This is a genomic window from Kocuria sp. SL71, from assembly GCF_026672465.1.
GTDB classification, from domain to species: Bacteria; Actinomycetota; Actinomycetes; order Actinomycetales; family Micrococcaceae; genus Kocuria; species Kocuria palustris.
In genome coordinates, this window is record NZ_JAPPRE010000001.1 from 432,214 (window position 1) to 446,290 (window position 14,077).

At 71.6% G+C, this 14,077-nt stretch carries 8 protein-coding genes, 1 tRNA gene and 2 pseudogenes; 6 read left to right on the top strand and 5 right to left on the bottom strand.

Annotated features, from left to right (window positions below):
- Positions 1 to 98: 98 nt before the first annotated feature.
- The 3 genes and pseudogenes from OVA15_RS13200 to OVA15_RS02075 all read right to left on the bottom strand — a co-directional run.
- Entirely contained in the window at positions 99 to 1,274 is a 1,176-nt protein-coding gene (locus OVA15_RS13200; RefSeq protein WP_326493302.1) for a DUF3418 domain-containing protein, read from the bottom strand.
- Positions 1,187 to 4,243, bottom strand: a pseudogene (hrpA, locus tag OVA15_RS02070) (ATP-dependent RNA helicase HrpA); the annotation flags it as partial. The pseudogene hrpA and the gene OVA15_RS13200, both read right to left, overlap by 88 nt.
- A gap of 208 nt (positions 4,244 to 4,451) precedes the next feature.
- A pseudogene (locus OVA15_RS02075) lies at positions 4,452 to 4,748 on the bottom strand (fructosamine kinase family protein); the annotation flags it as partial.
- 516 nt (positions 4,749 to 5,264) lie between these two features.
- On the opposite strand from OVA15_RS02075, the gene OVA15_RS02080 reads away from it, so the two are divergent.
- Positions 5,265 to 5,654, top strand: a complete 390-nt coding sequence (locus tag OVA15_RS02080) for a hypothetical protein (RefSeq protein ID WP_268142781.1) — start codon at positions 5,265 to 5,267, stop codon at positions 5,652 to 5,654.
- Positions 5,655 to 5,761: 107 nt separating this feature from the next.
- Here the strand turns inward: OVA15_RS02080 and OVA15_RS02085 are convergent, their stop codons facing one another.
- Together OVA15_RS02085 and OVA15_RS02090 are read right to left on the bottom strand one after the other, a co-directional pair.
- The gene (locus tag OVA15_RS02085) at positions 5,762 to 6,409 is read right to left on the bottom strand and encodes an LPXTG cell wall anchor domain-containing protein (RefSeq protein WP_268142782.1); all 648 of its coding nucleotides are present in this window, start codon (positions 6,407 to 6,409) and stop codon (positions 5,762 to 5,764) included.
- A 536-nt stretch (positions 6,410 to 6,945) separates the two neighbouring features.
- A tRNA-Arg gene (locus tag OVA15_RS02090) sits at positions 6,946 to 7,018 on the bottom strand.
- Positions 7,019 to 7,159: 141 nt separating this feature from the next.
- Here OVA15_RS02090 and argS point away from each other — a divergent pair.
- From argS to thrB, 5 genes are all read left to right on the top strand, one after another.
- A complete protein-coding gene (gene argS / locus OVA15_RS02095; RefSeq protein WP_058871265.1) occupies positions 7,160 to 8,830 on the top strand; it encodes an arginine--tRNA ligase in 1,671 nt (556 codons plus the stop codon).
- A 2-nt stretch (positions 8,831 to 8,832) separates the two neighbouring features.
- Positions 8,833 to 10,410: a diaminopimelate decarboxylase gene (lysA, locus tag OVA15_RS02100; protein ID WP_268142785.1), complete on the top strand. Its 1,578-nt coding sequence runs from the start codon at positions 8,833 to 8,835 to the stop codon at positions 10,408 to 10,410.
- A gap of 57 nt (positions 10,411 to 10,467) precedes the next feature.
- The gene (locus tag OVA15_RS02105) at positions 10,468 to 11,793 is read left to right on the top strand and encodes a homoserine dehydrogenase (RefSeq protein WP_006215226.1); all 1,326 of its coding nucleotides are present in this window, start codon (positions 10,468 to 10,470) and stop codon (positions 11,791 to 11,793) included.
- A 139-nt stretch (positions 11,794 to 11,932) separates the two neighbouring features.
- The gene (thrC, locus tag OVA15_RS02110) at positions 11,933 to 13,042 is read left to right on the top strand and encodes a threonine synthase (protein ID WP_006215225.1); all 1,110 of its coding nucleotides are present in this window, start codon (positions 11,933 to 11,935) and stop codon (positions 13,040 to 13,042) included.
- Positions 13,043 to 13,047: 5 nt separating this feature from the next.
- Positions 13,048 to 14,025: a homoserine kinase gene (gene thrB, locus OVA15_RS02115; protein WP_268142789.1), complete on the top strand. Its 978-nt coding sequence runs from the start codon at positions 13,048 to 13,050 to the stop codon at positions 14,023 to 14,025.
- Positions 14,026 to 14,077: the final 52 nt, after the last annotated feature.

The following is a 14,077-nucleotide window of genomic DNA, read 5'->3' on the forward strand; positions in this document are numbered from 1 at the left end:
CCCCGACGATTCCCGGATCGTCGGGGCCTGCTGGCATCCAGCGGCAGAGCGGCGGGGCACGGCGCGGGTCGGGCGTCGTCTCCCGGTGCCTTCCCGGATCAGCGAGCAGCGGCGTCTCGCAGCGCCTTGCGCACGCGCTTGGCCGAGACGGTGTGGGCGGTGCCGAGCTCCTGGGCGAACAGCGAGACGCGCAGCTCCTCGAGCTCCCACTCGATCACTGCCAGCGCCTCGGGCACCGGCAGGCCCTTCGGCACGGCGGCCACGGCCTTGTCGAACTCGTCCTCGAGGGACTGGATCTCGCTCATGTTCACGCCGTCGCGCTGGATGTTGGCGGTGCCCACGAGCTTGTCGATGCGCAGCTCCATGGCCTTGAGGTAGCGCGGCAGGTGCTGCAGGTGCGCCCACCCGATACGGGTCACGAAGCCCGGCTTGACCAGGCGGTCGAGCTGCTCTCGGATGTCGGCGAACGCGCTGACGGCTGCCATGGACGACGGTCGCTTGATCCGCTTGCGCACGGAGTTGGCCAGCGTGAGGACCTCGGCCACCAGCGCGGTGACCTGGAAGACGGTCTCGATCTGCTCGGCGCGGACGTCGTCGAAGAGCCGGTCGAACTCCTGGCGGGTCCACGGCGGCTCGGCCGGCACGAGCTTGTCCACGGCGGCGCGGGTGCAGTCCTGGATGAGGGCGTCGACCGACCCGTGGGGATTCTGGGTGAAGACGATCTTCTCCCGGTTGTCCAGATGGTCCGAGATGAACCGCTGGGTGTTCGGCAGGCGGCGCTGCAGCAGCGAGATGGTGCCCGAGCGCTGGGCCGCCCGCTGGTCCTGCTCGGAGGAGAAGATGCGGACGTCGGCGGTGGGCTCGGAGGCCTCGGCGCCGGGGGAGGCCACGAGCGCCGGCCAGCCGGTGATGCGCTGACCGGAGACCACGGTGTCGACCTTGCGCGGCAGGTCCCGCTCGGGCCACTCGGTGAGCCCGTCGCTCCAGCGCAGGTCCGGCCGTTTCCTTGCCGCCGCCGGAGGCAGGGCCCTTCTTCTTCCGCCGCTCTTCCCCTGGGAGCGGAGCCGCCTCCCGGGCCGGGGACGGCACCGGGGCCGGGCACCGGCAGCGCCGAGGCCGAGGTGCCCAGCGATTCGGCCAGCGCGGCGCGGACCTGATCCCGCAGCGCGACCTGCAGGTGCTCGAGGTCCTCGCCCTCGCCGAGGATCCGGTTGCGGGAGTCGCGGACCTGGAAGTGCATGCGCAGGTGCTCGGGCACAGCGGACCAGTCCCACGACCCCGGTGGGATGACGACGCCCTTGAGCTGGCGCAGAGCGCGCTCCAGAGACTGCTCCAGGTCGTCCTGCTCCGGATCGGCTTGAGCGTCGAGCAGCTCGACGGCCCGACGGGCCACATCCGGGGCCGGGACCACGCTCTTGCGCACCTGCTTGGGCAGCGAGCGGATCAGGGCGGTCACCAGCTCCGTGCGCAGACCCGGGATCAGCCAGCGGAAGGGCCCCGGGCGCAGCTGGTGCAGGAAGAGGATCGGCACGCGCACTGTGACGCCGTCGGCCTGGCGCCCGCGCCCGGACCCCTTCCGCTCGGAGGGTCCGGTGCCGGAGCCGGGGGCGAACGTGTAGTCCAGATCCAGGCTCAGCTCACCGCCGTCGGTGCGGGCGATCCAGCGGCGCGGGAAGGCGGAGTCGTCCCAGGTCTCGGCCTGGTCGTCGATCAGCTGCTCGGGGTCGAAGTCGAGCAGGTGCTCGTCCTGGCGCGAGGCCTTCTTCCACCACGTGTCGAAGTGGGTCTGGGAGACGACCTCGGCGGGGACCCGGGCATCGAAGAACTCGTAGAGCGCCTGGTCGTCGACCCGCAGGTCCTTGCGGCGCAGCCGTGACTCGAGCTGCTCGACCTCGGCGAGCTTCCTGCGGTTTCGCTGCACGAAGCGGTGGCGGGTCTGCCAGTCGCCCTCCACGAGGGCCTTCTGCAGGAAGATCTCGCGGGAGGCGACCGGGTCGATCCTCCAGTAGCCCACGGGCCGATCCGCCGCCAGCGGGACGCCGTAGAGGGTGGCCCGCTCCTTGGCCATCACCGCGCCCTGGCTGCGGGACCAGTGCGGCTCGGCGTAGGTGCGCTTGACCAGATCGCCGGCGACCTCCTCGATCCACTGCGGTTCGACCGCGGCGTTCACGCGCGCCCACAGGCGGGAGGTCTCCACGAGCTCGGCAGAGACCACGAAGTCCGGCTTCTTCTTGAACAGCGCCGAGCCCGGGAAGATCGCGAAGCGCGTGCCGCGGGCGCCCTGGTAGTCGCGGGTGCGCTCATCGCGCAGGCCGATATGGCTGAGCAGCCCGGCCAGCAGAGACTTGTGGACGTCATCGGCCTTGGCGGCCGGATCGATCTCCCGGTCGCGGCCGACCTCGATGCCTACCGAGCGGCCCATCTGCCGCAGCTGCGTGTAGAGGTCCTGCCACTCGCGGATGCGCAGGAAATTCAGGAACTCGCGCTGCACGGTCTTGCGGAACTGCGAGCTGGACAGCTGCTCCTGCTGCTCCTGGAGGTGCTGCCACAGCAGCAGGAAGCCCAGGAAGTCGGAGCTCGTGTCCTTGAAGCGGGCATGCAGCTCATCGGCCTGAGCCCGCTTCTCCAGCGGGCGCTCGCGGGGGTCCTGGATGGTCAGCGCGGCGGCCAGGATCATGACCTCGCGGGCGCAGCCGCGGCGCTGGCCCTCCACGATCATGCGGCCCAGCCGGGGATCCACGGGCAGCGCGGCCAGAGTGCGACCGGTGCGGGTCAGCGGAGAGCGCTCGTCGTCCCTGTCGCCGCGACCGCGCCCGCGGCGTCCGCGCGAGCCGCGCCCGGAGCGCTCGCCGTCCTGCTCTGCCCGACGGCCGCGGGAGGACTCGGCGGGACGCAGGGCGCCGAGCTCGCGCAGCAGCATCACGCCGTCCTTCACGGCGCGGGATTCGGGCGGCTCCACGAACGGGAACCGGCCGATGTCCTCGGGGGAGTGGACCACCCCGGCAGAGGTCATCTGCAGGATGACAGAGGCCAGGTTGGTGCGCAGGATCTCCGGATCCGTGAACTCGGGACGGGACTCGAAGTCCTCCTGTGAGTACAGCCGGATGCAGATGCCGTCGGAGACGCGGCCGCAGCGGCCTGCGCGCTGATTCGCCGAGGCCTGCGAGATCCGCTCGATCGGCAGGCGCTGGACCTTGGTGCGGGTGGAGTACCGGGAGATGCGCGCCGTGCCGGTGTCGATCACGTATTTGATGCCGGGCACGGTCAGCGAGGTCTCGGCCACGTTGGTGGCCAGCACGATGCGCCGCGAGGAGCCGCGGGAGAACACGCGGTGCTGCTCGGCCATGGACAGCCGGCCGAACAGCGGAAGGACCTCGGTGCCGCGCAGCCGCGGACGATCCGCCACCAGGGACTCGAGCGCGTCCTGGGCATCGCGGATCTCGCGCTCGCCGGAGAAGAAGATCAGGATGTCGCCGCGGTCCTCGTGCGAGAGCTCCTCGACGGCCTCGCACACGGCGTCCAGGGGGTCGCGGTCCTCGTCCTCGAGGCCGTCGTCGTTGTCCTCGTCGATCTCGTGCTCGCCGCTCAGCGGCCGGTAGCGGATCTCGACGGGGTAGGTGCGCCCGGAGACCTCGATGATCGGCGCGGGCTCGGGCTGCGCGTCCTGCGAGCCATCGGTCGGCAGCGGCTCGTGGAAGTGCTCGGCGAAGCGCTCCGGGTCGATCGTGGCCGAGGTGATGATCAGCTTCAGATCCGGGCGCTGGGGCAGGAGCGTCTTGAGGTAGCCGAGCAGGAAGTCGATGTTCAGCGACCGCTCGTGGGCCTCGTCCACGATGATCGCGGAGTAGCGCGAGAGCAGGCGATCGTGCTGGATCTCGGCCAGCAGGATGCCATCGGTCATCAGCTTGATCCGCGAGTCCCGGCCCACCTCCGAGGTGAAGCGGACCTGGTAGCCGACCGTCTGCCCGATCTTCTCGCCCATCTCCTCGGCGATGCGCTCGGCCACCGAGCGGGCGGCGATGCGCCGGGGCTGGGTGTGCCCGATCATGCCGGACTCGCCCAGACCGAGCTCCAGGCACATCTTGGGGATCTGGGTGGTCTTGCCGGAGCCGGTCTCGCCGGCGATCACGACGACCTGATGGTCGCGGATCGCGTTCTGGATGTCCTGGCGCCGGCCCGAGACGGGCAGCTGCTCGGGATAGACGATCCGGGGGCCGGTGCCCTCGTGCGCGGTGGTGGTCATATCCGGGCCAGTCTACGGGGCGGGGACGACGCCCCGCGGCCGCCGTCCTCTGGCGGCGCCCTCGTGGGCAGCGCGGCGCCTCAGAGCAGCTCGAGGGCGCTGCGAGCGGCCCGGTCCGCGGCTCCAGGTAGGACCCGCCGCGCGGCGGGTCGAAGAGCACCGCGTGGGCGATCAGCACGAAGAGCTGATGCAGCCCCGTGCGCTCGTGCCACCCGTCGCGCAGCGGATGCGCCTCCTGATAGCCGGCCAGGATCTCCTCCAGGTGCGGGGCGCCGAAGATCGACAGGAAGGCCAGGTCCTGCTCCCGGTGGTCGCCATGGGCGGCGGGGTCGATCAGCACCGCGCCCTGGTCGTCCCACATCAGATTGCCCGCCCACAGGTCGCCGTGGATGCGTGCGGGACGGTCGCCGTCGTCGAACCTCCCCGCTTCGATGGCCTCGGTCGCCCGCTCGATATCCTCGAGCTCCGAGTCCGTGACGCCGCGGGAGCGCAGCCGCTCGAGCATGGGGCGCAGCCGCTGACCGCCGTAGAAGGCGCCCCAGGAATCCGTCGGCTCGAGGGAGACCTCGATCGGCTGCTCGAGCGGGCCGAACCAGCCGCTGCGCCAGCCTCTTCCGGGGCGGGACGCGTCCACTGCGAGCTGGCCGCAGGCACCGGCGGTGCCGCGCCGAAGGCCTCGGCGCCCAGGTCATGCGTCTGCGCCAGGGCCCGGCCGAAGCTCCGCGCCGCCTCAGGGGTGGGCTGCGCGGAGCCGATGCGGCCCAGCTCCAGGAAGTCCGCGCCGACGTTGTGGACGGGAGCGCAGCGCACCGGACCCTCATCGAGCCACAGCAGTCCGGCTGCCTCCAGGGCGAAGACGCCGGGGGAAGAGCCGTCGGAGGACTTGCGGTGGATCTGGTGCTCAGCAGGCTTGCGATCACGTGTCATGCCACGAGTCTGACGCCATTAGGGTGGATCCGCACGCCCGGGCGAAGCATTCGCCCAACCGACCGCCGAGCCCCTGGCCGAGGAGGCCGCAGAGATGACCAGCCTGTCCCCGCAGCAGCGGGCCAGACGACGCCGGATCGCCGGCCTGCTGGCCCTCGTGGGCATCGTCCTGCTGCTGGTCTCCACCTATGCCGTGCCCATGGGCATCATCTATTGGGCCCGGGCCACCTCGGAGGAGGCCCCGGTCCCGCTCACCGACGGTGCGCTGCTGACGATCATCGCCGGACCTGTCTCCCTTGTGTTCGGGGGCATCCTGAGCATCGCGGCCTTCCAGATCACTCGCTCCCACCGCGAGCCGCGCACCGAGGAGGACCGCGAGCTCGATGAGCAGTGGGGCGACGACGCCATGATCGACTTCGATCCGACCGAGTTCAACAGCGGCCATCGCTCGGCTCGCCAGCGGGAGCGCGATCGCTGGAGCTGATCCGGATCGGCTGAGGCATCAAGACGGCGCCGATGGGGCGCAGCACCGGGGAATCCTCCCCGTGCTGCGCCCCTTCAGCGCTCACAGCCGCCTCGGCGGTTCAGCTCTCAGGACCGGCGGCGCCGCAGCGCGGTCGCTCCCACCAGGCCAGCTCCGGCCAGCAGCAGGACGCCGCCGGCGATCACCACCGATCCGTTCGAGACACCGGCGTGCGGCAGCTGCTCGCCCCGCCACTGCTCAGCGGGGGGCTGCTCGGCCTCCTGCGCAGGAGCGGCCTGCTCCGGTGCGGCCGGGGTCGGCTCTGGCGCGGGGCCGGCGTCTGGGCCCGCGCCGTCTGGAGCCGTCGCCCGGGACCGCGGCGCTCGGGCTCGACGTGGCCGTCGGCTGCGGGACGACGGGCTCCTCCGACGGCTGCTGCGTGGGTGCCTGAGTCGGGGCCGGTGCGGGCTCCGGCGTCGGTTCGGCGGTCGGTTCCTCAGTGGGTTCGGGACGCGCACGGAGACCGTCTCACCCGGGATCAGGTCGCGCAGCTCGTAGAGGTAGGGGTCCTCCTCGGTGCCCAGGCCCGGGCTGTAGCCGATCTTCGGGTTCACGCGCGTTCCGTAGAGCAGCGCGGAGGCGAACTGCTGGGTGCCGTTGACGTACCCGTGGCCCTGGAAGCTCAGCATCATGCGCGACTCGGCGGGGATATACGGGAAGTCGTAGGTGCAGGTCACGGTGCCGTCGGCGTTCACGGCCCGGGTGGGCGACGGCACTGCCGGCGAGGCGATCGAGGCCTACGGTCCTGCGGCCCCGGCGCCGACCATCGAGGAGGGGAGGATGCAGGCCAGGGCCAGAGAGCCTGCGGCGAGCCGACGGGCTGCCGTGCGCCGTGCCGCGCGACGCGGTGCGGGTCCGCTCCCGCTCGAGAGGCTGGTGGGGGAGGGGGTTCCGCTGCTGTGCATGGTGCTCCAAAGGCCTTGTCGGCCTGGGGGGGGTGCCGACGTGAGGACTCGGATGAGGGCGCGCCCACGCGTCACCGACGAGTCGCGAATGGCCTCGGAGTAGGTCCACGTGAGAGCCCACACCTATATTCCGTCACATGTTTTCAACTGTGACTTCTTGGCGGCTTATCTGTGGCGCGGTCGAGGTCCGCGAGACTGCTCGGCGTCCCTGACCTGCGGCGACCGTGGTGGTGGCAGAGATGCCCTCAGCCGGCGTGGCCCACGGCTCTGACGGCGAAGGCGACAGCTATGCAAAAAGCCTGAGCCGCGACCTCGTCTGTGGGCGGGGTCGCGGCTCAGGCCGGAAGTGCCCGAGATAGGATTCGAACCTACGACTTCCTGCTCCGGAGGCAGGCGCTCTATCCCCTGAGCTACTCGGGCGGGGGTCGGTGCTCCGGCACGGATGCCGTGATCGACCCGACGACTCTATCACCACGGCCGCCCCGGGTCGCATCGGCGGGCAGCCCGTCGCGGCCCCGTCGGACGATCCGGTCGGCGGAGGCCCGCAGGTACACTGTCCCGGTGACTCCCGAAGAACTCTCCGCAGCCCTGTCCGCCAGCCTCGAGCAGGCCGTCGCCTCGGGGGAGCTCGCTCTCGCAGAGGATGCGCAGCTGCCCGAGCTGAAGGTGGAACGTCCCAAGAGCCGAGAGCACGGGGACTGGGCCACGAACGTGGCCATGCAGCTGACCAAGAAGGTCGGGATGCCCCCGCGCGAGGTCGCCGCAGTGCTGAAGGCCCGCTTCGAGCAGATCGAGGGCGTGGCCTCCGTCGACATCGCCGGGCCCGGGTTCCTCAACATCGTCCTGGACGCCGCCGCAGCAGGCGAGCTCGCCCGCTCCATCGTGGAGGCGGGCCGGGAGTTCGGCCGCGGCACCGCCATGCAGGGCCGCAGCATCAACCTCGAGTTCGTCTCGGCCAATCCCACCGGCCCCATCCACCTGGGCGGCACCCGCTGGGCCGCCGTCGGCGACTCCCTGGCTCGCGTGTTCCAGGCTCAGGGCGCAGACGTCACCCGCGAGTACTACTTCAACGACCACGGCGCCCAGATCGACCGCTTCGCACGCTCCCTGCTGGCCCGGGCCCAGGGCCAGCCCGCCCCGGAGGACGGCTACGGCGGCGAGTACATCTCGGACATCGCCCAGCGCGTGCTGGAGGCAGAGCCCGGAGCGCTCGAGTCCGAGGACCCGCAGGAGGCCTTCCGCGCTGCCGGCGTCGAGTTCATGTTCGGCGACATCAAGCAGTCGCTGCACGAGTTCGGCGTGGACTTCGACGTCTGGTTCCACGAGGACTCGCTGTTCCGCGACGGCTCCGTGGAGGCCCTGCTCGAACAGCTGAAGGAGCAGGGAGCCCTCTACTTCGCCGACGGCGCGTGGTGGCTGCGCTCCACCGATCACGGCGACGACAAGGACCGCGTGGTCGTGAAATCGGACGGCAAGGCCGCCTACATCGCCGGCGACATCGCCTACTACAAGGACAAGCGCGACCGCGGAGCGGACCTGTGCCTCTACCTTCTGGGCGCGGATCACCACGGCTACGTGGCGCGCCTGAAGGCAGTGGCCGCCTCGCTGGGCGACTCCCCGGATCGGGTCGAGGTCATGATCGGGCAGATGGTCAACCTGGTGCGCAACGGGGCGGCGGTGCGGATGTCCAAGCGCGCCGGAACCGTGGTGACCATGGAGGACCTGGTCGAGGCCGTCGGCGTGGATGCCGCGCGCTACTCGCTGACCCGGTACTCGATCGACTCCAACATCGACATCGACCTGGACCTGCTGACCAAGCGCTCCAACGAGAACCCGGTCTTCTACGTCCAGTACGCCCACGCCCGCACCTGCGCGGTGGGGCGCAATGCCGCCGAGATCGGGGTCCGCCGCACCGCTGAGGACGGCGCGGCCGCCTTCGACGCCTCCCTGCTCTCCCACGAGACCGAGACCGAGTTGCTGGCAGGGCTGGGGCAGTACCCGCGGATCGTCGCCGAGGCCGCGCAGCTGCGCGAGCCGCACCGCGTGGCCCGCCACCTGGAGGCGCTGGCCGGGTCCTACCACCGCTGGTACGGCGCCTGCCGCGTGACCCCGCAGGGCGACGAGCAGATCACCGACACCCACCGCACCCGCCTGTGGCTCAACGACGCCACGCGCCAGGTCCTGGCCAACGGCCTCGAGCTGCTGGGCGTGAGCGCACCGGAGAGGATGTGAGTATGCCCCTGGACAGCGATCCGGCGCAGGAGCCGGCCGAGGACGTCGTGACCACCGGGTTCCGGCTGCAGCCGGTCCCGCTGCTGGAGCCCGCCCGGGGGGAGCAGATCCACACTGGCCCCAGTCCGCTGGCGCCCGAGTGGCTCGAGGTCCCGCAGGACTGGACCAGCCTGGATCCCGCGATCTGGCCGGAGCAGTTCGGCCGCGATGACGAGGGCACGCTCACCGTCTCGGGCATCCCCGCCACCGCACTGGCCGAGCACTACGGCACCGCGCTCTACGTGGTCTCCGAGGACGCCTTCCGCCAGCGAGCCGCACAGTTCCGCACGGCCTTCCAGGACGCCTTCGCCGCGATCGGCGCGGAGGCCTCCGTCTACTACGCCGGCAAGGCCTTCCTGACCCCGGAGATCGCACGCTGGGTGCAGGAGGAGGGCCTCAACCTCGACACGGCCTCCGGCGGCGAGATGGCCGCAGGGCTGCGCGGCGGCATGCCGCCCGAGCGCATGGCGCTGCACGGCAACAACAAGTCCGCCGCGGAGATCACCATGGCGCTGGACGCCGGCGTGGGCCGCATCGTCGTGGACTCCCTGCAGGAGATCGAGCTCGTCGGGCGACTGGCCCGCACGCTCGGGGTGAAGGCGCCGGTGATGATCCGGGTGACCCCGGGCATCCACGCCGAGACCCACGAGTTCATCGCGACCGCGCACGAGGACCAGAAGTTCGGGCTCTCCATGGCCGCAGAGGACGGAGAGTCCCCGGCGCTGCACGCCATCAGCGGCTGCGTGGCGCACCCGGACATCGAGCTGATGGGCCTGCACTGCCACATCGGCTCGCAGATCTTCGCCGCCGACGGCTTCGCCCGGGCCGCCGATCGCGTGCTCGGGCTCATGGGAGAGGTCGAGCGCCGCTTCGGCGTCACGCTGCCGCAGCTGGATCTCGGCGGCGGCTACGGCATCGGCTACACCGCCGCAGATGCTCCCCGCCCGGCCGCGGCCGTCGCCCAGGACATCGCCCGGGCCGTCCAGGAGTCCTGCCGGCGGCTGGGCCTGCAGATCCCGCACCTTTCCGTCGAGCCGGGCCGCTCGATCACCGGTCCCGCCGGGATCAGCCTCTACACCGTGGGGACCTGCAAGTCCGTCACGGTGCGGGACGGACTGCGCCGCCGGTACCTCTCGGTCGACGGCGGCATGTCGGACAACGCCCGCCCCGTGCTCTACGGCGCGGACTACTCGGTGGTCGTGGCCGACCGTGCCGAGGAGCATCGCGGGCAGGCCCCCGCGCTGTCCCGCGTGGTCGGCAAGCACTGCGAGTCCGGCGACATCCTGGTGCACAGCGCCTACCTGCCCGAGGGCGTGCGCGCCGGCGACCTGCTGGCCGTTCCCGCCACCGGCGCGTACTGCTGGGCGCTGTCCAGCAACTACAACTGGCTGCCGCGTCCGGGCGTGGTCGCGGTGCGCACTGTCGACGGCATCCCCGAGGCCCGGCTGATCGTGCGCGGCGAGACGGAGGAGGACCTCTTCGCCCGCGACGTCTCCCAGGACCCCGAGGCCTCCCGCCCGCTGCGCCTCGGCGAGCGCTGAAGTCCCGCAGCACCCGACCACCCGAACGCCCCGACCCCACCCGTCTGGAGCCTCCACGTGACCCACGCACCCGACACCCGTCCTGACGTCGTCCGGATCGCCCTGCTCGGCGCCGGCAATGTCGGCGCCGAGGTGGCCCGCGTCCTGCTCGAGCAGCCCGAGGAGCTGGCCCGTCGCATCGGCGCCCGACCCGAGCTGATCGGCATCGCCGTGCGCGACACCTCCGCCCAGCGCACCGTCGAGCTGCCGCAGCAGCTGCTGACCACCGACGCCGAGTCGCTGATCGACGCCGCCGACGCGGTCGTCGAGCTGACCGGCGGCATCGAACCGGCCCGCACCCGGATCCTGCGCGCGCTGAATGCGGGCAAGCCCGTGGTCAGCGGCAACAAGGCGCTGCTGGCCCGGCACGGACAGGAGCTGCACGAGGCGGCCGAGGCCTCCGGGACCACCCTGAACTACGAGGCCGCCGTGGCCGGGGCCATCCCGATCGTGCGCCCGGTGCTCGAGTCGCTGTCCGGCGACCGCATTCGCCGCGTGCTCGGCATCATGAACGGCACGACCAACTACATCCTCGACCAGATGGACACCACCGGGGCCTCGTTCGACGACGCCCTGGCCGAGGCCCAGCGCCTGGGCTTCGCGGAGGCCGATCCCACAGCTGATGTGGAGGGCCATGACGCCGCCGCCAAGGTCGCGATCCTGGGCGGGCTGGCCTTCCACTCGTGGTACACGATCGACGACGTCTACTGCCGGGGCATCCGCGGGATCACCGCAGAGGACGTCGAGGCCGCGCGCTCCGCGGGCTTCGTGATCAAGCTGCTCGGCGTGGCCGAGCGGGTCTCCTCGGGCGTGAACCTGCGCGTGGTGCCGACCATGATCCCGCGCACCCACCCCCTGGCCAGCGTCCACGGCGGTTACAACGCGGTGTTCGTGGAGGCCGACGGCGCCGAGGAGCTCATGTTCTACGGCCCCGGTGCCGGCGGCGGGCCCACCGCCTCTGCCGTGCTCGGGGATCTGGTCTCGGCCCTGCGCCGCGTCGTGGCCGGAGGACCGGGCATCGGCCCGGTCGTGCACGCGGGCCTGCCGGCCACCGGCGTCGACGACGTCCAGACCAGCTTCTCCCTGACCCTGCTGTGCCCCGATCAGACCGGGGTGCTCGCGGCGGTGGCCGGGGTGTTCGCCGAGCACGGCGTCTCGGTCTCGACCATGCGCCAGGACGACGTCCGCGACGATCCCCGCCGCCCCGGGGAGGACCTGGCCGAGATCCGCATCGTGACGCACCGGGCCCGCAACGCGGACCTCGTGCGCACCGTCGAGGCCGTGCGCGGCCTGGACGTGGTCTACGACCTCTCCGGGCTCATCCGGGTCGAGGCCGACGACTGAGCACGGATTCGTCCGCAGCCGCACGGGCCGGCGGACCCGCGAGTCCGACGGGCCCCAGCGGCCCCGGCACGACAACGCAGTGACAACCCCGCGGCACCGCCCACCGGGCGAGGCAGCCGCAGCGAAGCGAGGAGCAGCAATGGCACATCAGTGGCAGGGCGTCATCAACGAGTACCGCGACCGCCTTCCGGTCACCGATTCCACCCCCGTCGTCTCGATGGGCGAGGGCGGCACCCCTCTGATCCGCGCCCGCGCGCTGTCCGAGCTGACCGGCTGCGAGGTCTGGGTCAAGTTCGAGGGCATGAACCCCACCGGCTCCTTCAAGGACCGCGGCATGACCATGGCCATCACCAAGGCCAAGGAGGAAGGCGCCAAGGCGGTCGTGTGCGCCTCGACCGGCAACACCTCCGCCTCCGCCGCGGCCTACGCCAAGCAGGCCGGCATGCGCTGCGCCGTGCTGGTGCCCGAGGGCAAGATCTCCATGGGCAAGATGGCCCAGGCCGTTGCCCACGGCGCCGACATCATCCAGATCAACGGCAACTTCGACAACTGCCTCGAGGTCGCGCGCAAGCTCTCTGAGTCCTACCCGGTCTTCCTGGTCAATTCCGTGAACCCGTACCGGATCCAGGGGCAGAAGACCGGCGCCTTCGAGGTCGTCGACGCCCTGGGCGATGCTCCGGACCTGCACATCCTGCCGGTCGGCAACGCGGGCAACATCACCGCGTACTGGAAGGGCTACCAGGAGTACGCCGCCGAGTTCACCAACGACCAGGGCGACGTCCTGCCTGCCGTGGCCACGAAGACCCCTACCATGTGGGGCTTCCAGGCCGAGGGCTCGGCGCCGCTGGTGGCCGGGCATCCGATCGATGACCCGGACACCGTGGCCACCGCGATCCGCATCGGCAACCCCGCCTCGTGGGACACCGCGATCGCCGCGCGCGACGACTCCGGAGGACTGATCGAGGCCGTCTCGGATACCGAGATCATCGCCGCTCAGCGCTTCCTGTCCTCGCGCGACGGCGTGTTCGTGGAGCCCGGCTCCGCCGCCGGCGTGGCGGGCCTGATCAAGAAGCACGAGCAGGGCCAGGTCCCTGCCGGTGCGCGGATCGTCATCACGGTGACGGGCCACGGTCTCAAGGACCCGCAGTGGGCCGTGAAGGGCGCTGAGGCCGAGGACCCGCATGCCGCCGAGCCGGTGCGCGTGGACTTCGACGTCGTGTCCGTCGCCTCCGCTCTGGGCCTCGAGTGAGCCCCGTGGCGCGTCGCGACTGGCGCGAGGTCCTGGTCCCGGGGCGCTCCGTGGCCGTGAGCGTCCCGGCCTCGACCGGCAACGTGGGCCCCGGCTTCGACACCCTGGGCCTGGCCCTGGAGCACCGCGACGAGATCGAGCTCACCGTCCTGGAATCGGGCCTGGAGTTCGAGCTGCAGGGGGAGGGCTCCGAGTCCGTGCCCCGCACGGAGGACCACCTCCTGGTGCGCGCCGTCCGCGCCGCCTGGCGCGCGGCAGGCCTTCAGGACCAGCCCGGCATGCGGATCGTGGCGCGCAACCGCGTCCCCCACGGCCGCGGCATGGGCTCCTCGGCCGCCTGCGCGGTGGCGGGAGTGGTGGCCGGCAACGCCCTGCTCGCCGAGCAGCAGCGCCTCGACGAGGACGCCGTCTTCCAGGTCTGCGCCGGCATGGAGGGTCATCCGGACAACGTGGCTCCGGCCCTCTACGGCGGCCTGACGATCTCGTGGGGCGAGCCCGGGGCCTGGCGGACGGCCCCCGTGGACGTGCTGCCGGAGATCGTTCAGATCGTGGCGATCCCCAACTACGAGGTCTCCACGGCGCTGGCGCGCTCGCTGCTGCCCCAGACGGTCGACCACCGCGAGGCGGCCCGCAACGCCGGGCGCTGCGCCCTGCTGATCGACGCCATGTCGCATCGCCCCGAGCACCTGATGCCCGCCACCGCCGACAGCCTGCACCAGCCCTTCCGCGCACCGGCCATGGAGCCCAGCGCGGCCCTGGTGGCCGCGCTGCGGGAGCAGGGGCACGCCGCGCTGATCTCGGGAGCCGGACCCACCGTTCTGGTGCTCTCCGATTCCGCGCCTTCCGCTGATGCCGCGGAGAAGGCCATCGGCGAGCTCGCCGCGCACCAGGGCCCGGGCAGCGAGCACGTCACCTGGCGTGTTCTGCGCCTGTCCGTGCCTCAGCAGGGTGCTAAGGTGAGCGAGCATCCATACAGCATCTAGGATGCGCACGGGCGTTCGAGCCCGCTCCAGCAGACCGAGGTCCGCCGGGGGT

Bases quoted from the DNA above. Each gene is read 5' to 3' on its own strand.
- OVA15_RS02080 (WP_268142781.1), top strand. From the start codon at position 5,265: ATGACCAGCCTGTCCCCGCAGCAGCGGGCCAGACGACGCCGGATCGCC.
- thrC (WP_006215225.1), top strand. From the start codon at position 11,933: ATGGCACATCAGTGGCAGGGCGTCATCAACGAGTACCGCGACCGCCTT.
- lysA (WP_268142785.1), top strand. From the start codon at position 8,833: ATGCCCCTGGACAGCGATCCGGCGCAGGAGCCGGCCGAGGACGTCGTG.